Source organism: Paenibacillus fonticola DSM 21315 (genome assembly GCF_000381905.1).
GTDB classification, from domain to species: domain Bacteria; phylum Bacillota; class Bacilli; order Paenibacillales; family Paenibacillaceae; genus Fontibacillus; species Fontibacillus fonticola.
Map to the genome: position 1 here is coordinate 119,106 of NZ_KB907249.1, position 26,736 is coordinate 145,841.

General features: G+C 46.7%; 19 protein-coding genes. All 19 read left to right on the forward strand.

Going from position 1 to position 26,736, the window contains the following annotated elements; all coding sequences use genetic code 11:
• Positions 1-151: 151 nt before the first annotated feature.
• The gene (locus G358_RS0106775) at positions 152-1,711 is read left to right on the forward strand and encodes a class I adenylate-forming enzyme family protein (protein ID WP_019636446.1); all 1,560 of its coding nucleotides are present in this window, start codon (positions 152-154) and stop codon (positions 1,709-1,711) included.
• 22 nt (positions 1,712-1,733) lie between these two features.
• A complete protein-coding gene (locus tag G358_RS0106780) occupies positions 1,734-2,144 on the forward strand; it encodes a hypothetical protein (RefSeq protein WP_019636447.1) in 411 nt (136 codons plus the stop codon).
• Positions 2,145-2,358: 214 nt separating this feature from the next.
• Positions 2,359-3,918, forward strand: a complete 1,560-nt coding sequence (locus tag G358_RS0106785; RefSeq protein WP_019636448.1) for a carboxylesterase/lipase family protein — start codon at positions 2,359-2,361, stop codon at positions 3,916-3,918.
• Between the two features lie 155 nt (positions 3,919-4,073).
• Positions 4,074-6,134 carry a 3-hydroxyacyl-CoA dehydrogenase/enoyl-CoA hydratase family protein gene (locus tag G358_RS0106790; protein WP_019636449.1) on the forward strand — a complete coding sequence of 687 codons (2,061 nt, stop codon included), beginning with the start codon at positions 4,074-4,076 and terminating at the stop codon, positions 6,132-6,134.
• 8 nt (positions 6,135-6,142) lie between these two features.
• Entirely contained in the window at positions 6,143-7,336 is a 1,194-nt protein-coding gene (locus tag G358_RS0106795) for a thiolase family protein (protein ID WP_019636450.1), read from the forward strand.
• Positions 7,337-7,357: 21 nt separating this feature from the next.
• Positions 7,358-8,641, forward strand: a complete 1,284-nt coding sequence (locus G358_RS0106800) for a cytochrome P450 (protein ID WP_019636451.1) — start codon at positions 7,358-7,360, stop codon at positions 8,639-8,641.
• A 215-nt stretch (positions 8,642-8,856) separates the two neighbouring features.
• Positions 8,857-10,500: an ABC transporter substrate-binding protein gene (locus G358_RS0106805; protein WP_157274279.1), complete on the forward strand. Its 1,644-nt coding sequence runs from the start codon at positions 8,857-8,859 to the stop codon at positions 10,498-10,500.
• Between the two features lie 19 nt (positions 10,501-10,519).
• Positions 10,520-11,320, forward strand: coding sequence for a carboxylesterase family protein (locus G358_RS0106810; RefSeq protein WP_276203557.1), 801 nt, complete (start codon positions 10,520-10,522; stop codon positions 11,318-11,320).
• Positions 11,321-11,445: 125 nt separating this feature from the next.
• On the forward strand, positions 11,446-12,390 hold the full coding sequence (locus G358_RS0106815; protein WP_019636454.1) for an ABC transporter permease: 945 nt from the start codon (positions 11,446-11,448) through the stop codon (positions 12,388-12,390).
• A gap of 17 nt (positions 12,391-12,407) precedes the next feature.
• Positions 12,408-13,307, forward strand: a complete 900-nt coding sequence (locus tag G358_RS0106820) for an ABC transporter permease (RefSeq protein WP_019636455.1) — start codon at positions 12,408-12,410, stop codon at positions 13,305-13,307.
• Between the two features lie 51 nt (positions 13,308-13,358).
• Positions 13,359-15,410 (forward strand): ABC transporter ATP-binding protein, encoded by a 2,052-nt coding sequence (locus G358_RS34245; protein ID WP_019636456.1) that lies wholly within the window; start codon positions 13,359-13,361, stop codon positions 15,408-15,410.
• A 191-nt stretch (positions 15,411-15,601) separates the two neighbouring features.
• Entirely contained in the window at positions 15,602-17,224 is a 1,623-nt protein-coding gene (locus G358_RS0106830; RefSeq protein ID WP_019636457.1) for an ABC transporter substrate-binding protein, read from the forward strand.
• 89 nt (positions 17,225-17,313) lie between these two features.
• Entirely contained in the window at positions 17,314-18,927 is a 1,614-nt protein-coding gene (locus G358_RS0106835) for an ABC transporter substrate-binding protein (protein WP_019636458.1), read from the forward strand.
• Positions 18,928-20,334 carry an MmgE/PrpD family protein gene (locus G358_RS29545; RefSeq protein WP_019636459.1) on the forward strand — a complete coding sequence of 469 codons (1,407 nt, stop codon included), beginning with the start codon at positions 18,928-18,930 and terminating at the stop codon, positions 20,332-20,334.
• A gap of 5 nt (positions 20,335-20,339) precedes the next feature.
• The gene (locus tag G358_RS0106845) at positions 20,340-21,779 is read left to right on the forward strand and encodes a carboxylesterase/lipase family protein (protein ID WP_019636460.1); all 1,440 of its coding nucleotides are present in this window, start codon (positions 20,340-20,342) and stop codon (positions 21,777-21,779) included.
• A gap of 35 nt (positions 21,780-21,814) precedes the next feature.
• Positions 21,815-22,942 (forward strand): CapA family protein, encoded by a 1,128-nt coding sequence (locus G358_RS0106850; RefSeq protein ID WP_019636461.1) that lies wholly within the window; start codon positions 21,815-21,817, stop codon positions 22,940-22,942.
• Positions 22,939-24,321: an MmgE/PrpD family protein gene (locus G358_RS0106855; protein WP_019636462.1), complete on the forward strand. Its 1,383-nt coding sequence runs from the start codon at positions 22,939-22,941 to the stop codon at positions 24,319-24,321. The genes G358_RS0106850 and G358_RS0106855 overlap by 4 nt, the downstream gene beginning before the upstream one ends.
• The gene (locus G358_RS29550; protein ID WP_019636463.1) at positions 24,321-25,526 is read left to right on the forward strand and encodes an MFS transporter; all 1,206 of its coding nucleotides are present in this window, start codon (positions 24,321-24,323) and stop codon (positions 25,524-25,526) included. Before G358_RS0106855 ends, G358_RS29550 begins: the two co-directional genes overlap by 1 nt.
• A complete protein-coding gene (locus G358_RS0106865; RefSeq protein WP_019636464.1) occupies positions 25,519-26,637 on the forward strand; it encodes a CapA family protein in 1,119 nt (372 codons plus the stop codon). The genes G358_RS29550 and G358_RS0106865 overlap by 8 nt, the downstream gene beginning before the upstream one ends.
• The last annotated feature ends 99 nt before the right edge of the window (positions 26,638-26,736 follow it).

Below are 26,736 nucleotides of genomic sequence, written 5' to 3' on the forward strand. Positions count from 1 at the left end.
TAAACTGCTTGCTACACTGATAACTAAACAAAGGATTGAATTTGGTCCACCATGTACATTAAGGCCGGCCTTCAATGCTTCTATAATGATAAGTAACCAAAAAACTTGACAAATGGAATGGAAGCGTTATCAGTCGGTGGGAGGGGAAGAAATGAAAGCAGCCAGTAACAACTTCACGGTTTGGGATGTATTTGAAAGGACAGCGCAAGCCAACTTCGATAAAGAAGCGGTATATGATCTGGTACGGAGAATGAATTACGAACAACTTTTACATGAATCGGAACTGGCAGCAGCCCTGCTCATGTCACTCGGGATCAAGGCCGGGGATAAAGTAGGGGTATCGCTCCCAAACTGGAATGAAGCTGTAATTTTATATCTTGCCATCGCAAGACTTGGAGCCGTGCTTGTCCCCTTCAACCCCAAATATCGTTCACATGAGATGAAGCATATTCTGAGCAACTCAGGGGCAAAGCTGGTTTTTGTATGTGAGGAATTTGAAAATATGGAGTATGAAGTTGTTCAGCCGCTAGTGAACGAGATCATCACCGTTCGTTATAGCCAGCCTCCATTCCGGTCATATGAGGCTTTGGTTGCTGAGTTTGAACCTGCTGTATTGCCGGAGGTGCAGATCGAGGCAGAGGATATCTATTGTATTCTTTATACCTCTGGAACGACAGGCGCGCCGAAGGGCGCGCTCATTACGCACCAAGCTTTAGTGAAGTCGGGCATTGCCATTGGAAAAAGCATGAAATGTACGGATCAGGATGTGTTCCTGATTCTAGCTCCGATTTTCCATGTCTTCGGGCTGGGATGTAATCTATTATCCGCTATTTATTTCGCTTCAAGGATGGTCTTGCTGGATAAATTTAAAGCGAGCAAGGCATTAGAGCTTATACAGGAAGAGAAGGTTACCATTCAGCATGCCGTACCCTCGATGCTGAATTTGGAGCTGAAAGATCCTAATTTCAAACGCTATGATCTTTCCAGCCTGCGGGCAGGCATGACAGGGGCATCTCCTTGTCCGCCTGAAGTTATTCGTGCAGTTCGAGAAGAAATAGGCATGGTCTTAAGCATTTCCTACGGTGCTACTGAAACCTGTACAGTGACGATTACAAATTATGATGATACAGAAGAGCATATTTACCAAACGATAGGTAAAGCAGTCGAAGGCGCAGAAGTGAAAATAGTGAATAGTCAAAGGGAAGAAGTCAATTACGGTGAAGTTGGCGAAATCGCCTGCCGAGGCTTTGGGGTTATGAAGGGATATTACCAACAGCCAGAGCAGACACGAACGGTGCTTGATGTAGACGGCTGGTTCTATACAGGCGACTTAGGCACAATGGATCGTGACGGTTATGTGCGTTATTTAGGCCGTAAGAAAGAAATCATCATTAGAGGCGGCTTTAACATTTATCCGCAGGAAGTAGAAGGCCTGCTGCAAAAGCATCCGAAGGTACTGGAAGCGGCTGTTTTAGGCTTGCCTGACTCTGTCATGGGGGAGATCGCCTGTGCCGTAGTAAGGCTGCGCCCGGGAGAAAGAGCTACCCCTGAGGAATTCATTGATTACTTGAAATCCATGATCGCTACTTATAAGCTGCCTTCAAGAGTGTTCTTTATGGATGAACTGCCTTCTACAGCAAGCGGAAAAGTTCAAAAGTCCAAGCTGCGTGAACTCATCATCCATGCGAAAAGCGACGACTTAGGTAGATAACTAGCTGCGAGAGGTGAAGGAGATGCACAATCCGTTAAAAGAGCTGGCGTATATAAGCGGCGCGTGGCAGGGCGAAGGATTCATCCTAGACTTTACCGAGCCTGTATACACCTTGATGTTCGGCAATATGCAAGCGTCAAATGAAGCAGGGATGACAGTCTACTGGGAAACCTTTCGATTTGAGGCCAAGAACGAAAAGCTGTTTGTATATCCAGCCCAAATGGGGCATGAAAATGGCGCCTACATAGGTGAGAAACAGGAATCTGCAGAGGGGCATGCTCATGTGTTCAGAACGTTTATTCATAAATCGGCAAATATTCAAGAAATATATTTTAACACCTCCCATCCGGGCAAGGAATTGGTGATGGGGGTACGAGGGGGAAACGAGAATGGCCCTTTCGAAAAAGAATGGAAGCTCACCAAAAGACAATAGCAAATATGATGCAAACAGCAGTCCGTTTCTGGCCTGCTGTTTTTTCATTACAATAGCCAAAATGAAATATGAAAATTAATACACGGTGAACATATTTTGGAATGAATATAAAAACTATAATTATTTTAGGATCTCGTACCCGCCCGATTGAAAACGCCGTCATTCTACTCCGGATCAAAATACATGTCGAGCACAATAGAAGGGATGATTTGCTTTGTACAGTGATATTGTAGAAACCGGCTATGGAAAAGTTAGAGGGCTCAATAAAGAAGGAATTAATGTGTACAAAGGTATTCCATATGGAGGCTCAACCGAGGGCAGCGCCAGATTTATGCCCCCAACCCGGCCTGCTTCATGGACGGGGGTGCGCGATGTATTCGACTATGGTCCTGCCTGCTTCCAAACGAAAGGCGGTATTAACGTAGATAATGAGCTAACCCGAACTCAACCGCCAAGAAAATCAGAAGAGTTTCAGTCAGAAAATTGCCTTGTTCTTAATGTATGGTCTCCAGGCACAGGGGACGGGAAGAAACGCCCAGTTCTATTCTGGTGTCATGGCGGCGGTTACTTTGCTGGCTCGGGTTCAAATTCGGTGAATGATGGCACCAATTTAGCAAGGCGCGGTGATGTTGTAGTGGTTACAATCAATCATCGGCTGGGGCCGCTCGGATTTTTATATTTGAAGGAACTGGGCGGTTCTGATTATGGAGCCTCAGGCAATGCCGGCATGCTCGATATCGTGGCAGCGCTGAAATGGGTTCGTGACAATATTGAAGCCTTTGGAGGAGACCCCGGCAACGTAACGCTTTTCGGGCATTCAGGGGGCGGCGGTAAGGTCAGTACATTGCTCGCTATGCCTGCAGCGAAGGGGTTGTTTCATCGTGCGGTCATTCAAGGGGCATACGGGCTGAGAATGATGGAGAGCTCAGCGGCTTCAGAAACAACGGAGCGTATTTTAGCAGTCTTAGGGTTAAAAAAAGATCAACTCGAGCGGCTTCATCAGCTTCATCCCAAGCAGTTGTGGGATGCTTATTATCATATTTCTAAATGGGATCCCATCGCATTTGCAGAAAAAAGACGAAATGTTATGAATATCGGGCCCGTAGTAGATGGCATGCATCTTCCCCATCATCCATTTGATCCGGTCGGACCAGAAATATCGGCCCACATCCCTATTATGATTGGGACGACAAAGGATGAATCCACCATCTTCTTAGGTTCAGAGCCCAATCTAGGCCAGGTGGATGAGGCGGGAATGCGGCAATGGCTTAAGCATTATGTTGGCGAACAGAACGTGGACAGGGTGATTGTTGCATATTTGAAGGATGAACCGAACGCATCACCCAATGACCTGCTCGTTGCCGTTTCTAGTGATGTGATTACCATCAAGGATTCCATCGTGCTTGCCGAGCGAAAAATTGCCCCAAAGGGGGCACCTGTTTACATGTATCGGTTCGAGCACGAGTCCCCAACTCTTGGCGGGAAAATGAAATCCTTGCATGGGCTCGAAATCCCCTTTGTCTTTGATAATTTACATAAATCTACACCGGATTTTGTTGGAGACGCCCCAGGACTTTCTGATTTAGCTGCCAATATGAGCCAGGCTTGGATCAACTTTGCCAGTTCAGGTAATCCGAACCATGATGGATTGCCAGCCTGGCCCCCCTATAATTTGGAGGAACGGCCGACTATGGTTTTTGACAAGCAGTGTAATATCGTGAACGACCCCAGACGGGAAGGTCGCCGGGTGTTGGATCAACTTTTCATTTCATAACGATGTGAACGGTGGAGCTGTAATATGGTCCGCTGATTTTCCTTATACTCGAGCAATTTCGATATTTATTTTCCTTCATGGTGAACGTACTTTTCTACTACTCCAGATTTTACAATTGAATAAACATAAAGCAATTACGATTAAGGAGAATGGATATGTCCAACAAATTCAAAGTAGGTGTTGTGGGAGCAGGGAACATGGGCTCTGGTATTGCACAAAAAATGGCGCAAGAGGGCTTGGAGGTTACCTTGGTTGATGTAACCCAAGAGCAGGTTGCAAAAGGCCTTACCATAATTAGTAAAACCATGGAAGAGGGAGTCAAGCGAGGCATATTCACGGAAGAGCAGGTTGAAGAAACTTTAAGCCGCATTCATGGAACAACATCCTATGAAGCGCTGAAGGGAGCAGATTTGGTCGTTGAAGCGGTTTTTGAAAACCTGGAAGTAAAAGGCGAGGTTTTTAAAAAGCTGGATGCCATCTGTGACGAGAAGACGATCCTGGCAAGCAATACTTCAAGCTTGTATGTGAAGGACCTTGCTAAATTCACTACTCGTCCGGATCGCGTGATCGGGATGCATTATTTCTACCACCCGGCAAAAAATAGACTCGTAGAAGTTATTCCGCATGACGGAACGAGCGTGGAGACCGTTGAAAAAACGCTCCTGATCAGTAAGCTGCATAACAAGACAAGCATTGTGGTGAAGGATGCACCTGGTTTTGCTGTCAATAGATACTTTGTCTGCTTTCTCAATGAATCCGTTCATTTATTGCAAGAAGGGGCAGCCAATATTCCTACCATTGACGCGGCCGCTAGACAAGGGTTTGAAATTGGGATGGGACCGTTCGAGCTCATGAATGTTACGGGCGTTCCAATTGCTGAGCATGCGGCTACTTACATGGCGAAAGAGATCAGTGAGTTTTATGCTCCTGCAGACCTGTTGAGTAAGCAAGTGGCGCTAAAGCAGGATTGGGAACTCGGCGGAGAGGTGGATGAAAGCAAATTTGAACAGATCATCCGCCAAATCTATGCGGCCGTGTTTGGAGCCGCAGGGGCTCAAGTTGATGAGGGCGTAGCCAGCATTGAGGATACCGATCGTGGGGCGAAAATTGGTCTGAGGTGGAAATTAGGACCTTTTGAGCTAATGAATAAGGTAGGTGTAGACGAAGCATTCAAGATGGTCCAGGAACTGTACGCCAAACGCCCAGGGTTTCATCTGCCCGAAGTGCTAAGGAAGCAGGCAGAGCTTGGGGAACCTTTTGTTTTCCAATACATTGATATGGAGATCAAGAACAGTGTCGCTTACATCACGATTAATCGCCCAGAAGCCATGAACGCTCTAAATCCCATTGTTGTAGATCAGCTGGAAGCCGCTTTTGATAACGCAGAGAAGGATCCGCAAGTGAAGGGCATTGCGATACGGGGCGCGGGTAAAGCTTTTGTGGCTGGTGCGGATATCAAGCATTTCATCGAATGCATTAAGACCGATCAAATCGATGAGAACGTAGCCTTTACGCGCAGAAGTCACAAGCTGTTCAGAAGATTGGAAACCTCACCCAAATTGACCATTGCTGTGCTGGATGGTTTGTCACTAGGCGGCGGCAGTGAATTGGCTTTAGCTTGTCAAGCGATTGTAGCAACTGAGCAAGGCTCCATGGCTTTCCCTGAAAGCGGCTTGGGTATTTATCCAGGGCTAGGCGGCATGCTTCGAACAAACCGCCATGTGGGCAAGGAGTTAACCAAATATTATACCTTTACCGGAAAAAAACTGTCTGCCAAAGCAGGAAAAGGTCTTGGCATCATTACAGAGCTTGTAGAGATGGAACAAATTGAAGCAGCGATTGAAGTGCTTGTACAGCGTGAGAAGACTGACAAGTATGCGGAACGGGAGATTCCTGCTTCATATCTGGAATTACAAAAAGCCTTCTCCGATGAGAATGTTAGGCGGCTATTAGATGGCGAACCTGTTCAGGGTGTAAGCAATGAACTAGCGGCACAATTAGCCAAAACCATCTCCTATAAAGGTATTATTGCACTAGAGACGATGAACGAGCTGATCGATCAGCAGACAAATATGACCATTGACGATGGCATCGAGCTGGAGTTGGCGGGATTAACCGACATCTTCAAAACAGAGGATGCACTCAGCGGCTTGTTGGCTGCTGCATCCGGCGAGCGGCCTATATTTAAAACGAAAATCGGTGGAAGGAGTGCCTAACCCTGAGTATGTTTAAAAAAGCTTTCATTCCCTATGGCGGGTATTATTCAACTCCTTTTAGCAAATGGCAGGGTTCACTCCAAAATGAGAATTCTATTGAATTAGGCGCCCGCAGCAGTAAAAAATGGTTCGAATCTAGAAAATGGGATCCGAATGAGATATTAGATTATCTTTATTTGGGTATCACCATTGGGCAAAAAGGTGTTTTTTACGGGGCATCCTGGGCATCTACATTAATGGGTGCCCCGGATATTCCAGGGCAGACCTTAATGCATGCCTGTGCAACTTCAACCACTGCAGTCTTCAATGCAGCCTCTGCGGTGGAACTGGGGAATGCAGCTGCAGCTTATTGCCTGTTAGTGGATCGCTGCTCCAACGGTCCGCATACAATCTGGCCTAATCCGAAAGGACCCGGGGGTGAAGTCATTTCCGAAAATTGGAATATGGATAACATGGCTGGAGATCCATCTACGGGCATTGGAATGGTGCATACGGCTGAGCGAGTTGCAAAAGAGCATGGATTTACAAAGGAGCAGGCCGACGAGCTGACGCTCCACAGGTACGAGCAATATAATGAAGCGATGAAGGATGGCCGGGCCTTCCACAAACGCTATATGCTTCCTGTGGAGATTCAAGTATCGAAGCGGGAGACCAGGGTGCTGGAAACCGACGAGGGTGTAACCAAAACCACTATGGAAGCTTTAAGAAAACTTCGTCCTACAACGGAAGATGGGATTATTTCGTTTGGAGGACAGACGCATCCTGCCGACGGGAATGTAGGGATTATTGTAACCTCGCAGGACAATGCGGCAAGACTAAGCACAGATTCAAACATTCCTATTCAAGTGATTTCATACGGGTATGCCAGAGCAGAGAAGGGGACGATGCCGGCTGCCCCAGTGCCAGCGGTAAAGATGGCGCTGAAACGAGCGGGGTTGTCAGTTCAAGATCTTACGACGATCAAAAGCCATAATCCATTTATTGTAAATGATTTGTATTTGGCACAAGAGCTTGGCATCAACGCCATGCATTTTAATAATTATGGCAGTTCATTGGTGTTTGGTCACCCTCAAGCGCCAACCGTCGGTCGATTGCTGATCGAGGCGATCGAGGAAACAGTAATGAAAGGCGGAGGATACTTACTAGCCACAGGCTGCGCTGCAGGTGACAACGGAGCTGCTATTATCGTAAAAGTAGGCTAGTTCTAAAAGGAGGGGATTCGAATGAGTGATCAGAACGGGACAGAAAAGGGTGAATTAGAGAAATTTGAGGAGGCTTTATTTGAGACGCCAATTTTAGATAAGCGGTTTGATCATGACTTTGATCCGATTGATCACAGCACACCTGAAACATTCATAAGCGCACAGGACCTGTATAAGGAAATGCGCAGCAAATGTCCCGTAGCCCACAGCAATGAATGGGGAGGGTTTTGGGCTCTGACAAAGCATGAAGATGTCGTTCATGTTCTGAAGGATTACCATACCTATACGACCTCTGTTCAAAATGTTGTTCCGAAGGTAGCCTTTACTGGAAGGCGGCCTCCCTTACATTTCGATCCGCCTGAACACAGCACTTATCGTCGGCTTATTAATAAGTTTTTTACAGTAGAGAAAATGGAAAAAATCAAGCCCAGGATCGAACGGGATATCGACGAATTGATGCAGTCACTAGCTAAGAAAGGGGAAGTCGAAATCTCCTCTGAATACGCCCATGAAATACCTGCCTTAGTGTTTGCTCAGTTCTTCAACATTTCCAAAGCACTGTCCAAGGAGATTAAAAGAATTAGCACCGCTTATGTACAATCCATCTTTGCATTTGCGAACAAGGACCAAGATACGGTGAAACAACTCAGTTTTCAGCTGTATGATATTGCACGAACGATTATTAAAGACCGAGCAGAAAAGCCGATGGATCCTAAAGAGGATTTTGTAAGTGCTCTTCTCCAGGCAAAGGAAGGAAAGGATGCCTCCTACTATACGGATGATATGATATTAGGGACTACACGTGCGATGCTGGTTGCGGGTATGGTTGCCCCAAGTGTGCTGATTGCCAGTATATTTGTACATTTAGCCGAGAACAAAGATGTCCAGGAACAACTGCGGAATGACTTGAGTCTTGTTCCAGCAGCAACGGAGGAATATCTGAGATTGCTTACGCCATATCGAGGTATGGCCAGAACAGCAAAACGTGATGTAGTGATCCGGGGACAGCTTATTAAGAAGGACGAACCGATTGCCTTGAATTACTTCTCGGCCAACCGGGATGAGGATGTCTTTCCAGATGGTGATCAATTTATTCTGAATAGGCCGAATATCAACCAGCACATTGTCTTCGGAGGGGGGCCTCATAAGTGCCCTGCAAGCCCGCTTGCCCGTATGATGGTTCGGTTTGCCATCGAAAAAGGCTTGAAGCATACGAAGGCTATTGCCTTAAACGGAGAAGTCAAGATGACCGTTTGGGCGGAATGGGGCGTACTGACCGCACCTATGAAATTGACTCCTGCTTAACATAGCTGCTCTGTTGACCCTGAGGTGCCGTTAGGCACTTCTTTTTTTATGAGCAGAAGGTTCATTTACAATCAACAAATCTCCGTTTTTATTTTCCTACACAGTGCAAGTGTCTTTGGAATATCAAATATTTTATGCTTGGATTACAATCATTGACAGCGCTTTCATAAATCTGTGCGGCTTGAAAATAAAATAGGAAAGTGTTGGTGATCCATATGTTTGCAGGCAGTACCTATAAAAGGTTGAATGTCAGCGCTCTATTGTTTCTGGTTTTCCTTCTGACTCTTGCGGGCTGCTCCAATGCTCCGGCTGGCAATCAGGGTCCGGTCTCTGAAATTTCAGGGAACAGCTCAAATCAGCAAGAGGACAACACGAATTCTGAAAAACCAGCTGATCAGACTAAGACCGCGGCACGCGGCGGGGTGCTAAAAATAATATCCGGGCCGATGCCAAGAGCACTTGGTCACCCTGCGGATATTATCTCAAGGACAGAAACCCTGCTAAGCGCGCCTGCTGTTGAAACTCTTGGGCGCTACACCGAAACAGGAGACGTTGCACCACATCTTGCGGAAAGCTGGGAGGAAGACCAGGCAGCAAAAACGATCACCTTGAAATTGCGAACGGGTATTGAATTCCATGATGGTACGCCCTTTAATGCAGAGGCTGTAAAGTGGAATCTAGATCAGTATAGAATAGCAAAAAAACCAGTGTTTAACGAAACGGATACCCATTCTATAGAAGTCATCGATGAGCATACTGTGCAGATTACTTTGGCGGATTGGAACGTGAGTATGATCAATGTGATTGCTGTCGTGCCAATGACTTCGCAGGCAGCCTTTGAGACACAGGGCAAGGATGCCGTGAATCTAAGTCCGGTAGGTACAGGGCCTTTCATTATGGAGGAGTGGAAGCAGGGGCAATTCATCTCATTTAAGAAGAATGAGAACTACTGGCAGGAAGGGCTTCCAAAACTGGATGGGATCCAATTTGATTTCATTGAGGAACCCATGACTGCAGAAGCAGCGATGCAGAAGGGGGATTATGATATTTTATTAGAACCTTCCGCTTCTACGGTTAAGAATTTAGCCGGTCAATTTGATATTCTGAAGCTGGAGAACGGGATTGGTTCAGCTGGGGTGCACCTGGCCTTTAATACGGTTGATCTAGATTCTCCTTATCGAGATATCAAAGTCCGTCAAGCTGTAGGTCATGCGATAGACATCAAGGCAATCATTAATACCATTTATGGGGAAACCGTGGTTCAAACTAACCAGTGGGCCGCCTCCAATGCGTGGACCTACAATCCTGATGTGAAAGGTTTGGAATATAATTCTGAGAAAGCGAAGGCACTGCTTAAAGAAGCAGGATATGAGGATGGTTTTACGACTGTCATGACCTATGCGCAATCAGAAGCTGATACGCAAATGATGACAGCGGTACAAAGTTATTTAGCCGATGTGGGGATCAAGCTTAAATTAAATCCTGTTGACGGCGCCAAGTTCACATCCATTAGAGGGCCTGATGGAGGTTGGGATGGGATCATCAAACTGACTTCAAAAATGGATACCGAGGTCCCTACTGTATTGAATATCATGCTTGGCTCCAAAGGATTCATGTATAAATCTATCGAACCGCCAAAGGCATTGGATGACTTGCTGGAGCAAGCAGCAACAGCGAAAAATCTGGATGAACTTAAAAATTATACGCATCAATTACAGAAAATGATCACGGATGAACAGCAGTTGACTGTCAACCTGTTTATAAGCTCCATGCCGATCGTTAAAACGAATAATGTACAGGGCACAGGTTTAAATCAAACACATGCTGCCTATTGGTCACCCGAAACAGCCACGCGGTAACCAGTCTAACACATTAAGAATGGGGGAATCTTTTGGCGGAGATCCTGAAAGGGTGACGATCTTTGGGCAATCCTCAGGAGCTGGCAGCGTAAGTGTGCTGCTGACTTCTCCAATGGCTCGGGGGTTATTTCAACAAGTGATCATTCAGAGCTGGAGTACGGCTTCTACGATTAAACCGGGTGAGGCTGAAACAGTAACACATATGGTCCTTGATGAACTGGCTCTCCCCCAGTTAAACATTTTAAATGAATTACGGCAGGTTCCGGTGCAGCGGTTGATCGATGCTTCAAAACTATTGTCCTTTGTTAGCCTAAGACCCGTAGAAGACGGCGTGGTATTGCTTAAACCCCCTCTTGAAGCCATGAAAGAAGGCCTTCATAGCGGCATTCCAATTTTAGCTGGCGGAACCAAAGATGAATATGGGATGAAGGCCAGCAGGCTTCCCTTGTTCAAAGAAAATAAATCTGATGATCTGATTCGATATGCGAAGGAATTCACGCAGCCCTATTGGAATGAAGTGGCACCTTATTATTTAAGTAATGAGGCTGCAGGCAGCACGATCGCAGAAAAAATGAAGCGATTGATGAGCTTTCATTTATATACATACCCCATGGAGCAATTGCTAACGGTTCTTGGGGAGCAATCCTCCCCTTTGTGGGCTTATCGTTTTGACTGGAAGTCAACCGCAGGGAATGGAGCCCGGTTTATTCCGAACTTACAATGGATCCACATCGAGAGAAACGTCTTGTATGGGAGCGTGCATGCGAACATTTGGGTCTCACGCATCACCCCTTCTAACCAGGAGTGGATTCGTGTATGATGTTGTATTGAAGGTGAAGATTTTAGTACATGATGAATGTATAATTTGTAAGCGTTCACATATAAAATGATAAAAAGTCAGATGGTGCGGAAGCGCTGATATTAAATAATAAGGAGATCTGAATCATGCTTACTTTCATTGTGCGCAGGATACTACAAACGTTATTTATACTTTTCTTCGTAAGCATTATTGTATTCATGATAATGCACCTTCTGCCAGGTGATCCTGTTTCCATTATGCTGGGAGATTATGCATCTCAAGAAGAAATAGAAAATCTTCGACAGGAACTTGGGCTCGACAAACCGCTTCCTATCCAGTACATGAATTGGGTAACGAATGTCCTTCGCGGAGATTTAGGAAATTCAATAGCTTACAATCAAAGTGTGAATGCGCTGATCCAGCAGCGGCTCCCGATTTCATTTCACATTGGATTGTTGTCATTCCTGCTAGCGATTATGATTGGTGTTCCAGCAGGAATTATCGCTGCTGTCAAACGCGGAAGCTGGGTGGATTCCCTTATTACAGTGACTGCAAATATGGGGATGGCGGTACCTGTGTTCTGGCTGGGCATTCTTGGGGTTTACCTGTTTAGCCTGAAGCTGGGCTGGCTGCCAGTACAGGGGTACACCTCGCCTTTTGATGATTTCTGGAGAAGTATGCATCAAAGCATTATGCCTATTGTCTTACTATCCCTGGGTTCACTTGCTTCACTTGCACGTCAAACGCGCTCGTCTATGCTTGAAGTGATTCGCCAGGACTATATACGGACTGCCAGAGCGAAAGGATTGTCAGAAAGAAAGGTAGTACTCGGTCATGCTTTGCGAAATGCGCTGATTCCTGTCATTACCTTGCTTGGTATGGGGCTTGCTCATTTGGTTGGAGGCTCCGTGTTCATCGAACAAGTATTTAATATACCTGGTATGGGACGGCTGATGGTTCAATCTATCTTTGGCAAAGATTATATTGTGGTTCAGAGTGTGGTTCTGATCGTTGCATCCGTTGTAGCATTTGGGAATTTAGCCGTAGACATCGCGTATGGATTTATTGATCCAAGAATTCGCTACAAATAAGACAAGGAGTGAGGGATATGACAACTGAATCAAGTATAGCACCGGCAGCCTTACATGAACTCCCGCCGCAAACCAGCAGTACCCACCGGTTCTTTCGAGTATTATTGGCTCGAAAAATTGTTGTGATTGCCCTATTTATTTTGATTGCCACTATATTAGTTGCTATCTTTGCGCCGCTATTTGCGCCGTATAATCCATATAAGCAGGACTTGTCCAATTCCTTAGTACAGCCATCATCCACCCATTTATTAGGCACTGACATGCTGGGTAGAGATGTGCTCAGCCGAATCATCTTTGGTACAAGAATATCTTTGATTGTTGGATTTGTAGTTGTCATCATTGCCGGAGTGCTGGGAATGAGTATAGGGCTGGTGTCAGGTTATTTTGGCGGATGGCTTGATTCGGTATTGATGCGATTTATGGATGCTGTCATTGCCATTCCTATGATTGTATTGGCCATGGCGATCGGGGCCGTGCTTGGGGGCGGTATAGTGAATGTGATCATAGCGCTAGGTGTAGCCATCGTACCTGCGTACGCGAGACTGATGCGAGGACAAGTGCTGTCTGTGAAACAAGCTGATTTTGTCATAGCAGGCACGCTTACAGGCATAAGCAACTTAAGAAATATGCTGGTTCATGTGCTGCCGAACTGTATTTCACCGCTCATTGTATTAATTACAATGAATTTAGGGATGGCTATTTTGGCCGAAGCTGGACTAAGCTTCCTGGGCTTGGGAATTGTGCCGCCAGGCGCCTCATGGGGCTCTATGGTAAACGACGGTTATCGTTATTTGCTTACCAACCCCGTGCTGTCTCTAGCTCCAGGTGTAGCCATAGTGATTGTGGTGCTAGCATTTAATATAGTAGGGGACGCAATTAGGGATGCACTCGACCCAAGACTTCGCGGTACGGAATAAGGGGTAGTCAGACATGAACCTTAACATAGCAATCAGGGGGGTATACAACATATGAACCATCTTCTTGAAGTAAGAAACCTAAAGACCTATTTTTCCAGTGATGGTTCGACCATCAAGGCGGTAGACGGCGTGTCCTATCATATTGATGAAGGGGAGATCGTCGCTTTTGTAGGGGAGAGTGGATCCGGAAAATCGGTAACCCAATACTCAGGCCTGCAGTTAATTCCTACGCCCCCAGGACGAATAGTTGACGGGAGTGTCGTGTTTGATGGCGAGGATTTACTGAGCTATAAGCCGAACAGTGAAAAAATGAGAAAAGTGCGCGGCGGCAAAATTGGAGTCGTCTTTCAGGAGCCGATGACCTCGCTGAATCCCGTTATGACGGTAGGAAAGCAGATCTCCGAATCGGTTATGCTTCACATGGGTTTGAACAAAGCAGAAGCTAGAAAGCGTGCTGTCGAATTAATAAACATGGTAGGTATACCAGATGCTGAGCATCGTGTGGATTATTATCCGCACCAATTTAGCGGAGGGATGCGTCAGCGTATTATGATTGCGATGGCTTTATCATGTAATCCGAAGCTGTTGATCGCAGATGAAGCTACTACTGCTCTTGACGTGACGACACAAGCGCAATTGTTAGAAATGATGAAAGATGTCGTAAAGAAGACGAATACCTCCTTGATTCTGGTTACGCATAATTTGGGCATTGTTGCCAGATACGCAGAACGAATATACGTCATGTATGCAGGCGGTATTGTGGAATCAGGCCCGACTAAGGAGATTTTCAAAAATCCAAAGCATCCATATACCATCGGTCTCATGAAGGCGGTTCCACGTTTGGATGACCCGAAGGATCGGAAGTTGTTATCGATCGAAGGCTCTCCGCCTAACCTTGCAAACAAGCAGGAGCAATGCGCCTTCTTGCCTAGATGTGAGTTCGCGACAGAAGTCTGCAGCAGTAATCCAGCGCCTTCGCCAATGACAGTGGGGGAGAATCACTCCGCAGCATGTTATGTGAAAATTGAAAATTCCGGATGGAAGATCGGCAGCTCTCATGTTGCAGCTGCTAAGAGTGAAGTGTCTGCCACTTTACAGGCAGAACTGCAGCAGAAAGTACCTCGTGAACAGAAAGAAACGATTTTAGAGGTCAAGAATCTCAAAATGTACTTCCCTGTAACCAAGGGGCTTTTAAGCCGCAAAGTTGCAGATATAAAAGCTGTAGATGATGTAAGTTTTGATATTCGAAAAGGGGAGACATTGGGGCTTGTCGGAGAAAGCGGATGCGGTAAAACCACAGTGGCACGCACGATTCTGAGAATGTATGAACCGACGGATGGAAGTATCGTGTTCCAAAATCATGACATTACCAGAATGTCATTAAGCAAGATGAGACCTTTACGTCGTGACATGCCCATGGTTTTTCAAGATCCGTTTAGCTCGCTGGACCCAAGACAATCCGTAGCAGATCTCGTAGGCGAACCGCTTAAGGTTCATAAGATGGTGAAGTCCCGCAAAGAGTACGAAGATAGATTGGTCGAATTATTTGAAATGGTTGGTTTGAATCCGAGTGTTCGGAATCGAATGCCGCATGAGTTCAGTGGAGGTCAGCGGCAGAGAATCGGGATTGCGAGGGCTCTTGCCAGCAACCCGTCCTTTATCGTGTGTGATGAAGCCATATCCGCTCTAGATGTATCCATTCAAGCTCAGATTATTAATCTTTTGGAGGATCTTCAGAGAAAACTGGGATTAACCTACTTGTTTATTGCCCATGACCTTTCCGTCGTACGTCATATAAGTGATCGCGTAGCCGTGATGTATTTGGGTAAGATCGTTGAGATTGCGGATTGGCAAACCTTGTACGAGAGTCCCAAGCATCCCTATACCCAAATGCTGCTTTCTGCAGTGCCTATCCCTGATCCATTCATAGAGGAGAAACGTGAGCATGTGGAGATCAAAGGCGAAGTGCCAAGCCTTCTTAACAGACCCAAGGGCTGCAGCTTTTCTAATCGCTGCCCATTAGCGACGAGTGAATGTAAAGAGATGGAGCCACCTCTGAAGTCTGTTGCTGCCGACCATGGAGTGGCTTGTATCAAAGTTTGAACAAACACAATCGCCATAGCTCCGGTATACAAGCCGGAGTTTTAATTTGTCATTTTGTATTGCTGCATTTGTGCATCGTTTATTAATTCAATTTTAATTATTCGTACATCGTGGATATGTTAGTAACCCCCTTGTGTTGATTATGATGAGGATGTAAGCGTATTCACAGTTGATGCAGGGGGTGTATTCATTTGAAGCGAAAATGGATGAACAATTACTTCATGATGTGCTTTTTCATAATGGGTCTAGTCTTATCCGGCTGCACAAGTTCGGCGAATCAGAACGCATCGGGGAACCAGCCAAATACCGATTCAGAAACGAACACGAAATCTGAACGGCAGGAGGAAACGACTGAAAGCAAGAAAAGTGGCGGAACATTAAGAATCATCATCGGAGATGATGCGATCAAGGCGCTGGGGTATAATCCCGAAATTCGCTCGATTGGTGACCTTATGGTCAGTGCGACAGCTCTAGAAACATTGGGCAGGTACAACACCAAGGGTACATTGACCCCTTTCTTGGCAGATCGCTGGCAGATTGATACGGCCGCTAAAACTATCACCATTACAATTAAAGAAGGCATCAAGTTCTCAGATGGCACAGATTTTAATGCAGAGGCTGTAAAGTGGAATTTGGAACAATATAGGCTGTCACAAAAGCCGAACTTCAATGAAACGGATACACAATCCATTGAAGCTCCGGATGCGACTACCGTTGTGATCAAGTTAAATACTTGGGATATTGGCATGATGGATACCATCTTAACGGCAGTTAAAATGGCTTCCCCTACCGCATTTAAAGAGCATGGCAAGGATTGGGCGATGGATAATCCGGTCGGGACGGGACCCTTTGTGATGGAGCAATTTGTCAAAGGTGTTTCCGTAAAGTTTAAGAAGAACGAAAATTATTGGCAGGAAGGTATGCCCTACCTAGATGGCGTAGAGTGGAAGATGATCACAGATTCACAAACGGCTTCAGCTGCAATGTCTGCTGGAGAGGCAGATGTTTATTATAACACCTCAGCAAAAGTGGCTCAGGATCTTCAAGCCAACTTTGAAGTTATTAAGTTCTCCGGGTTTGGTGCGTTCGGGCCAGCGATTTATCCATCTGGAGGAAATCCTGACTCCCCTTGGGCGGATGAAAGAGTTCGTCAAGCTTTGTCGCTGGCAATTGATCGAGAAGCCATCGTAAAAACATTGGCGTTTGGCTATGGTACAGCCACTTCACAATACAGCTCTCCTGGTCTGGACCACTATAATGATGAGATTAAACCGGAGTTTAACCCGGACAAAGCGAAACAATTGCTAGCAGATGCCGGGTATGCTGATGGGTTTAAAACACAGGTCATTTTTGCGAACAGCCCGGAAAGTGCAGACTTGTACACTGCGATTCAATCTTATCTAGGGAATATTGGAATTGAACTTGAACTGGCACCAGTGGATGGAGCGAAATTTAGAGAAATTTCAGGCGCAGAGGGCAGCTGGGAAGGCTTAATTGGATATGTGTTCAGGGTCGCACCCGACACATCATGGGATATGATCCGAAATCTGGCCAGCTTTGGCACCAATGCCCGCAGCGTTGAGACCTATCCAGAATTAGATGAATTGATGAGACAGTCCAGGACGGTTCCTGATTCTGAAACGTATAAGACTGCCGTACTTGAGCTTCAGCAGAAGCTATTTGGGGAGAAGGTATCAGCGGTCCCCCTTTATTTGGGCGCAAACACTACAATTAAAGCTAAGGGCGTCGAAGGTGATGGCATGACAACGACATTCCTGACAGATTGGACGCCTGAATCAGCTAAAATGAATTAAATTGAATATGGTTAAGCCACATTTAAAGTGGCTTAATCTTTTATATTTACCAATAGTTAGGAATCTAATCAAAGGGAGGGGATTCATCTATGGTGGCTCGAAAGCAACTAGCGCTGATGTTGGGTTTGATTACATGCATGATTATCCTCGCGGTGGGCTGCACCAATAAAAGTGCGTCAGTCAATACAGGGATTGAAGCGAATGCTTCAACTGAGAACATATCTGCAGATGCTGACCATTCAGTTTCTGGCGGGACCTTCACGTTTGCTGTATCAGAGGATGCTATCATTTTGGGGAACCCGCCTACGCTTATGAAACAGTCTGATCCGAATTACGCTGCGCCGGCTGTTGAAAGGCTGTTCAGACGGGATCAACAGGGTGAACCCGAACCTTACCTCGCTGAAAGCTATAACATCGCAGACGATAACTTGTCCATTACAATTGAATTAAAGCAGGGAATTAAGTTCCATGATAGTTCCGATTTCAATGCTCACGTTGTGAAATGGAACTTGGACCGGTATATCGCGACCGAAAGAGCAGAATTAGCTAAAGTTCAGTCTGTTGAAGCGGCTGGAGACTATACAGTGAAGCTGCATTTGAAAGAATTTGACGGTATGCTGCTTCAAAATTTGTCAGGCATTCCTGGCATGATGGTATCGCAAAAATCAGTAGAGGAGAATGGAGAAGCCTGGGCTGAGATGAATCCGATCGGTACGGGTGCATATCAATTTGTCAGCTGGGATCGGGACCAGCGTATAGTCTTTAAGAGGTTTGAAGGTTATTGGCAGGGAACTCCTGAGCTGGATAAGCTTGTGATCGAGGTGATCGTGGATCCGTTTGCTCAGAAGGCTTCTTTCGAAACGGGCGAGATTGATGCGATTATGAGCCTCGGTCCGAAGGATGCGAACGAATTGAAGCAAGCTGATAAATACAATATAGAGGCATCTGATTTAGCCTCATCCGTGCTGGGCCTGCTGCCGGACAGTGCGCATTCAGATTCAGTTTATTCGAATGTGAAGGTAAGGCAAGCCGTTTGGCATGCCATTAATTTTGAAGCTATTGCCGAGACCATGGGCTATGGTTATCACGAAGCAACCTTCCAGCTGGCGACAGAGGCCAGTACAGCTAATAATCCCAATGTTAAAGGATATCCCTATGATCCTGAGAGAGCCAAAGCTTTGCTGAAAGAGGCAGGATATGCAGATGGGTTTGCCACTACGTTGTATGCACAAAACACCCCCGGTTATTCGGATATATTAACAGCAGTGCAGGCATTTTTGCAGGAAGTAGGGATCACGGCCAAGGTTGAGCTGGTTGACCAGGGGAAGTATTTCGAGATGCTGACAGGCGGCCCTGAAAAGGGTGGATGGAAGAATGGATTAACCATTGTACCATTTACCATAGTGCCTAATGAGCTGGGGGCATATGCCCGGCTGCTAGGACCTGGTGTTTCTGCAGCAAGATTGCCAGTGGTTTACAATCCGGATGAGCTTCAGGACTTCATAGGCAAAGCTTCGAATGAGCCTGATCCGGCCAAAGCGAAAAGCATGATTCATGATATGCAGAAGGTAGCAACGGATGATTATGCTGCGTTTTTCTGGATCTACGCCACAAAGAATATCTCTGCGACTCAACCTTATGTTAAAGGTGCGAACTTTAATGCCCCTCAATGGACGCCAGAGCAAATCAAGTTGGAGGAATAAATGAATCAGTTGTCTAATGATGTTGCCGAATTTATTGTGAAGACGCAGTATGAAGATCTGCCGGCTCATGTCATTGAAACCGCCAAAAAAAGCTTGCTCGATGCGATTGGGGTCATGCTCGCTGCGAGCACCTTAGGTGATGGCTGCGCGCCCATGCTGAAGCTGGCTGTCGCAAATGGCGGACATGAGGAAAGCACAATTCTAGGCATAGGGGCGAAGCGGCCCGCACATATGGCTGCCTTCGCCAATGGTGCACTGGCACATGCGATGGATTTTGAAGACACCCACGACAAAGCGTTCGTTCATTCCAATGCGGCAGCTATTCCTGCGGCGCTTGCCGTTGCTGAAGCATCCGGGCAGATCAGCGGCAAAGAGCTGATAACGGCAACAGCGCTTGGCAGTGAGCTGGTGTGCAGGTTGGGCTTGTCAATCAAAGACAATCTGCTGGAAGCAGGGTGGTATATGCCTCCGATCTTCGGCGCTTTTGGCGCTGCGGCTGCAGCTGGCAAGGTTTTGGGCTTGTCGACGGAGCAGATGCTGGATGCCATATCTTTAACATTATGTCAGGCGACCTGCAGCGCGGAATTAACTCAGAATCCGCAGTCGGTCATTCGCTCCATTCGGGATGCTTTTGCTGCGCAGTCCGGCGTACTCTCGGCTCAGCTGGCAAAGGAAGGGGTAACAGGGTTTCAACAGCCGTTTGAAGGGAGGCTTGGATTTTTCCACGCGTATGCCAAAGGCAATTACGATGCCGAAGCCATGACTGCGAACTTGGGAGCTGTGTATGAAATGGCAAATGTAAGCTTCAAGGCTTGGCCTAGCTGCCGCGGTACACACCCCTATATCGAAGGGGCTTTAAAGATCATGCAAGAGCAAGGTGTGCAAGTTGAGGATATTGAGGCAATCAGAACTGTGGTCAGCCCTGTCAATAAAATGCTGTGTGAGCCTTTGGAAGCCAAACAGCGTCCGAGTTCGCCTATAAACGCGAAGTTTAGTATTCCTTATGCGATTGGGGTTGCGATTCATCATGGGACGGTTAGTCTGGATCATTTTAAATCCGAGGTTTTAGAAGATTCGGAAGTGCTAAGTATTGCGGCTATGGTAACCTATGAAATTGATCATTCCATGAGTTTAAAGGATACCCTTCGGGGCTTTACTGAAATTCACACGAAGGATCAGGTATTCAGCACCGTAATAGAGACCCCTTACGGTGATCCCGCCCACCCATTAGGTCTGGATGATTTGATTGCAAAATTTAAGGCATGCGCACGGCATGCGGCGATCCCGCGGTCGGACGAGCAATTAAGTCATATTGTAGACTGCGTTCTAAACTTAGATTCAGTCAAAGACATTCATGAGCTTACTGCATTATTGCAGGCGCCATTAATGAACTTAGAATGGGAGTGATGAGGATGACTGCAGCATTGGTAACTACCAAGTTCGGCCAGCTTCAAGGTGTGCAGGAGGGGCGGGTATTTGCTTGGCGGGGTGTCCCCTATGCGAAGCCGCCGTTAGGAAATCTGCGTTTTAGGCCGCCGCAAGCGCCAGAACCGTGGGAGGGTATCAAGGAAGCACAGCAGTTTGCTCCAAGGGCAATGCAGCCGCTGCTATGGAGCCAAGAAGCAGCCCCAGAAGGCTACAGTGAAGACTGCTTATATCTCAATATTTGGTCTCCAGCCGCGGATCATAAGAAACGACCAGTTATGGTATGGATTCACGGCGGTTTTTTTACGGTCGGATCAGGCTCAGACCCTCGCTTTAATGGCACAGCTATGGCTGAATTGAATGATGTTGTTTTGGTAACGATGAATTATCGTTTGGGTCCCTTCGGGTTTTTACAGCTGCGGCAAATCGGCGGGGAGGACTATGCGGCATCAGGAAACTGCGGCATGCTCGACCAGGTAGCCGCTCTGACATGGGTCAAAGAGAATATTGCAGCATTTGGAGGCGATCCTGACAACGTTACGATATTTGGACAATCTGCAGGCGGGAGAAGTGTCGGACTGCTTTTGTCGATGCCATCAGCGAAAGGTTTGTTTCAAAAAGCCATTATTCACAGCGGCGGCATTCAAACAATTGGAACAGCTGACAACGCCGCAAAGCTGGCCGAGGTCATGTTGCATAAATTAAATATTTCAAAAGACAATCTATCTGAATTACACGAAATCACCGCTGAAGCTATTCTTGAAGCAGCACCAATGCCCCATGCCGGCAACGGGATGGAACCGAATATAGATGGCGAGTTTTTGCCGAACATGCCGCTTGAAGCGGTGGCTGCAGGAGATGCCATCCATATTCCAATTATGGCCGGGTACACTTTAAACGATTTCACAAGAACGTTTGACCCGAGCTGGGAGCGTATGAGCGAAGATGAAATATTGCAATATTTTCAAAAGAAAATAGGAAGCGTCTGGGATGACGTATCTCCTTTATATTTGGAGCAGAAGGGCGATGATGTCCTTGAAAAGCTGATTCAGCTTCTCATTCGCAATGAATTTGCTATGCCCGCCACACGGTTGGTCGAGCTGCAAGCGGGTCACGGTACAGCTGCGTGGCTGTTCAGATATGATTATCCTGACCCCAAATCAGGCCTGGCTACGCACGGCTCTGAACTCCCTTATATATTTAATACGGCCGAAGATTCGGACGGACATGTCATGGCGGTTCAAATGTACACGACCTGGGCAGCGTTTGCACGAAATGGCAACCCAAATAACAAGGAAATTCCAGATTGGCCTGCATACGATCTGAAGCGTCGGCCAACAATGCTGTTAAGCCGTGATAGTCGTCTTGAATATGACCTTGACCGCGAGATCCGAATCGCGTGGGACAAGGCAAAGCAGCAGGCTTAGCTTATGCATTCAGTGATATGCAAGGGGGAGAACGAATGACAGATTTATTGGAATTCTATGCTGTTGGCGATGTGGGACCTAATCGAGAGAAGCCATTTTCCATATTTCAATATACGGCGCCTTTCATTCAAAAAGGCGATCTTGCCTTTTGCCAGCTTGAGCCAGCGCTCTCTCGAAGAGGCTCTCCGCTGCCTCAGGCTCGATTGTCCATGCGGGCTGACCCCTCTTCGGCTGAAGCGATCCGTGAGGCTGGCTTTCATGTCGTCTCTTTTGCCAGCAACCATTGTATGGATTGGGGGATCGAAGCCTTTCAGGACACACTTGATGCCTTGAAAGCGCAGCAGCTTCAGGTGATCGGAGCAGGCAGCCATATTGATGAAGCAAGAGCACCTGCGATCATGCGGGCCAAGGGGACTAGAGTTGCATTTCTAGCCTATAATTCTATTCTGCCACAAGGATACTGGGCCGAATCTGACCGCCCGGGATGTGCTCCGCTTCGTGCTCATACATTGTATGAACAAATTGAGCATGATCAACCAGGCACGCCTTGCAGAGTGCATACCTATGCGCATTCGGGAGATATGAAGGGCATGCTGGAGGACATTCAACAAGCGAAGAAGCGTTCTGATGTTGTGGTTCTTTCTATGCATTGGGGCATTCATTTTGTACCCGCTGTTATAGCCGATTATCAGAAGGAATTGGCTTACGCTGCGATCGATGCGGGTGCCGATCTGATTTTGGGACATCACCCTCATATTCTAAAGGGAATTGAAATGTACAAAGGAAAGGCGATCTTTTACAGTCTTGCTAATTTTGCGTTAGAATCGCCCTTCACATTCGCAGAAAATTTGGAGCAAAAAGAGTCGCACAAAGAGATTGCAGCACTTCATCCTGATTTCAAAGAAGGGAGCAGAACATTACCCAAGGATTCTTTAAAATCAATTATGGTAAAATGCCTTATCAGTCCAAAGGGTATAGAGCAGGTTGCCTTTCTGCCTGTTATGATCGATGAATATTCGGATCCACATATATTGTCGGCGGAAGATCCAAGATTTGATGAGGTTCTATCTTATCTTAAGCATATTTCGGAGGATCAAGGCTTGATGCTGAATGTGTCTGTTCAAGGCAATGAAGTTTTGCTGCAAGGAGAGCTAGTCGAGTGAGCCTATCAGGAGAATTAGCTAAGCATATTTCAAGCGTCCGCTATGAAGATTTATCTCCTTGCACAGTAGAGATGACTAAGAGAACAATATTAGATACCCTGGGTGTTATCTTGGCAGCAAATACATTAGGCGAAGGTTGTTCAGCTTTTGTGAAGCTAGCCGTTCAAAGCGGGGGGCGCCGCCAAAGCACTATGATTGGTTATCGAACGAAAGTGCCTGCACTGCAAGCAGCCTTTGTAAACGGGGCTATGGCGCATGCGATGGATTTCGAGGAAGGACATGGCGAGGCTCTGGTGCATGCCAGTGCGGCCACGATACCGGCAGCTATTGCAGTGGCAGAAGCTGCAGGGCAGATCAGCGGGAAGGAACTTATTGCCGCGGTAGCTTTGGGGAATGATCTGACCTGTCGTCTAGGGTTAGCGATCGAACACAGCTTGCTGGAAACGGGATGGTATATGCCGCCGATCCTGGGTGCATTTGGTGCAGCAGCTTCGGCGGGCAAACTGCTCTCCTTGAACGAGCAGCAGTATCTAGACGCCTTCTCACTGGTGCTTTGTCAGTCAACCTGCAGTGCAGAGTTGGCTAACAACTCTCAATCCATTATTCGATCCGTACGTGACGCATTTTCGGCTAAAGCCGGAGTTATGTCTTCCATGCTGGCTGCAGAGGGTTTAAGCGGTTTTGCGGAACCTTTCGAAGGGAGAATGGGATTTTTTCATGCTTTTGCTGGAGGAAGATACAACCCGCTGCGATTAGTAGAGAATCTCGGGTCCGTTTTTGAGGGTGCTAACGTGTCTTTTAAGCCTTGGCCCAGCTGTGGAGGAACACACGCTTTCATTGAAGCAGCCATGCGAATTCGAACCGAATATATGATTATGCCGGAGGAGATTGCAGCTGTAGAAGTGATTGTAAACCCTGTGTTTCAAATGTTATGTGAGCCAGCACAGTCCAAGCGCCGGCCTGCCACAGCGATTGACGCGAAATTCAGCCTTCCCTTTGTTACAGCAACAGCTTTACATTACGGGGATGTAGGATTGGATCATTTCGCTGCTGAAGCATTACAAAACGAGCAGGTCTTGAAGCTGGCAGACAAAGTGGGATATCAGATTGATCATACAGCAGCTCGCGCTGAAGCGATAGGCGGTGCATTGAAAGTAATAACCGGTCGGGGAGCATTCTGCGTAAAGGTTGACAAACCATTTGGACATCCTAAGCAGCCTATGAGCGAGCAGATGCTGATGAATAAATTTCGGGATTGTGCAAGGTATGCGGAGAGGACAATATCTGATGAACACATCGACCAGCTCATCGAGCGTATTATGAACCTCGAACAAGTCAACGATGTTAGTCAAGATTTAATGGATAGAGGGGTTTTGTAATGAATGAATTTGATCTGGCAGCAAGCGGACCAAGCCGTATATGGAACGCAAATTTCATATTTATCATGCTTGCCAATTGTTTTGTGGTAAATAGCTATTTGAGCATGACCCCTATTTTTCCGATTTATCTTGAGCAGTTAGGGTATGCACAAGATATTGCAGGCATTGTTACGGGGATCTTTGTAGTGACTGCTATGATATCAAGGCCTTTTGCCGGAAAAGTACTAGATTCGGGTCACCGCAGGGATACGTATCTGGCAGGACAGTTGATCTCCATTGCGGCAATCCTATTATATGCTTTCGCCAGCTCGGCTCTAATGCTTTCATTACTTAGGCTGCTGCATGGGATTGGGATCGGCATTGTTACAACCGCAGCGAACACGATTGCAGTTGATTTTATTCCGAAAAATAGAATTACCGAAGGCATTGGGTATTTTGGTTTAGGCACAGTTGCCTCCATGGCTATAGCGCCAAGTCTGGGTCTGTATCTTATCGACAAGTGGGATTTTAACGTCATGTTCTTCACCGCTGCAGGGATGTGTGCAATTGGCAGCCTTCTGGCCTTGCTGGTTCGCTATGAGAAGCGGACAGATGATATCCGTGTTGTGGAGGCGCTGAAGGGTGGAATTCATTTGATTGAACGGGCAGCTGTCAAACCCGCCGTGGTAGGCTGTTTCTCTGGCATGACTTTTGGTGTCACCTCCGGTTTTATAGCCGTTTATGGCCTGGAGCGCCGGGTCGAACATATTGGTTTGTTTTTCACTGTGTTTGCACTCGTTCTAGTCATGTCCAGACCTGCCGCCGGCCGGCTGGCTGATCGAAAAGGCTTTGGATATGCGATCATACCAGGCATTATTTTTCAGATGTTGTCCATGGTACTGCTTTTCTTTGCGGACTCTTTGCTGATGTTTCTGATGTCAGCCTTTGTATTAGGGATCGGCAGTGGGGCTACTCAAAGCACTCTGAATTCCATGGCTGTTCATAAAGTTCCACCACAGCGCCGCGGTGCGGCGATCAGCACATTTTATTTGGGGCTCGATTTGGCAGCCGGCTTGGGGCCGATGCTTGGAGGGATCGCAGCCAGTTATGTAGGTTATTCCATGATGTATCTATTAACCGTTGTACCGCTGACTATAGCGCTGCTCCTATTTATCATGGCCGGCAGAAAATCAACAGAGAAGAAAGGAATTCAAGCCAATGGATAATCAAACGATTGATATTATAGCTACAGGCGATATCATTCTGGGAAAAGACTGCGAGTATTTATTCGATCATGCACGTCCGCTGCTTCAGGCTGCAGACATTACAGTAGGTCAATTAGAGGTCACGCATACGGATAGAGCTGCACATGCTGCTGCCTTGGGCAGGACGCCGCAGAATCTCAAGCCTATCGCGGATGCCGGATTCGATGTGCTGACCTTAGCGGGCAATCATCTGATGGATTATGGAAAGGAAGGCATTGAAGACACCATCCAGTGGCTGGATGAACATCACATTCATTATGTTGGCGCAGGGATGAATCTAGCCGAATCGCGAAGGCCTGCCGTACTGGAACGAAAGCAGCTTCGCGTAGGTTTTCTAAACTATAATTGTGTAGGTCCACAAGAGACGTGGGCTGGCCAAGAGCGAGCCGGCAATGCCTATATTCATATTGTTACTCATTATGAGCTTGATCACGCCAATCCTGGCGGTCCGCCGAAGGTTCACACCTATGCCGAGCCCAAAACCATGGGCTGGATGAAGGAAGATATCGACAAGCTCAAGGGAGAGTGTGATTTTGTGGTGGTTGCGCTTCATAAAGGCCTGGTTCACACGCCGGCGAAGCTGGTCGATTATGAATATCAAGTTTCCTACGAAGCGATTGATGCTGGCGCGGATCTGATCATTTCGCATCACTCCCATATATTAAAAGGTGTGGAATGGTATAAAGGCAAGCCCATTTATCATGGGTTGTGCAATGGCTTTGTTTATCTGCCGATGGAAGCGCTCCATACGGGCCCGCTGCCTGATAACTGGGCCGAGCGAAGAAAGGCGCTGTTTGGATTTGAGCCTGACAAGGAATATAAGAACTATCCCTTTCATCCTGAAGCCAAATTCACGATGTTTGCCAAATGCACAATCGATGCGTCCGGGCTTATACGCACTGCTGTCATTCCTTGTTATGTCAACAAGACAGGTCAGCCTGAGCTGGTAGGCCAAACTCAAAAAGGCCAAGAAATGTTCGAATACTTAAGAAAAATAACGGAAGCGGCCGGCTTAAATACATCGTATGAATGGGACGGAAATGAGATTGTAGCGCTGCCTAGTGGAAAATAAAATCGTTCATCGTGGTGTAAAAATAAAAATGAAATTAGTATACCATGCACGTATGAATGCTGAGAGGTTTTTTCTTAAAATTGCATTAAGTGAGAAATG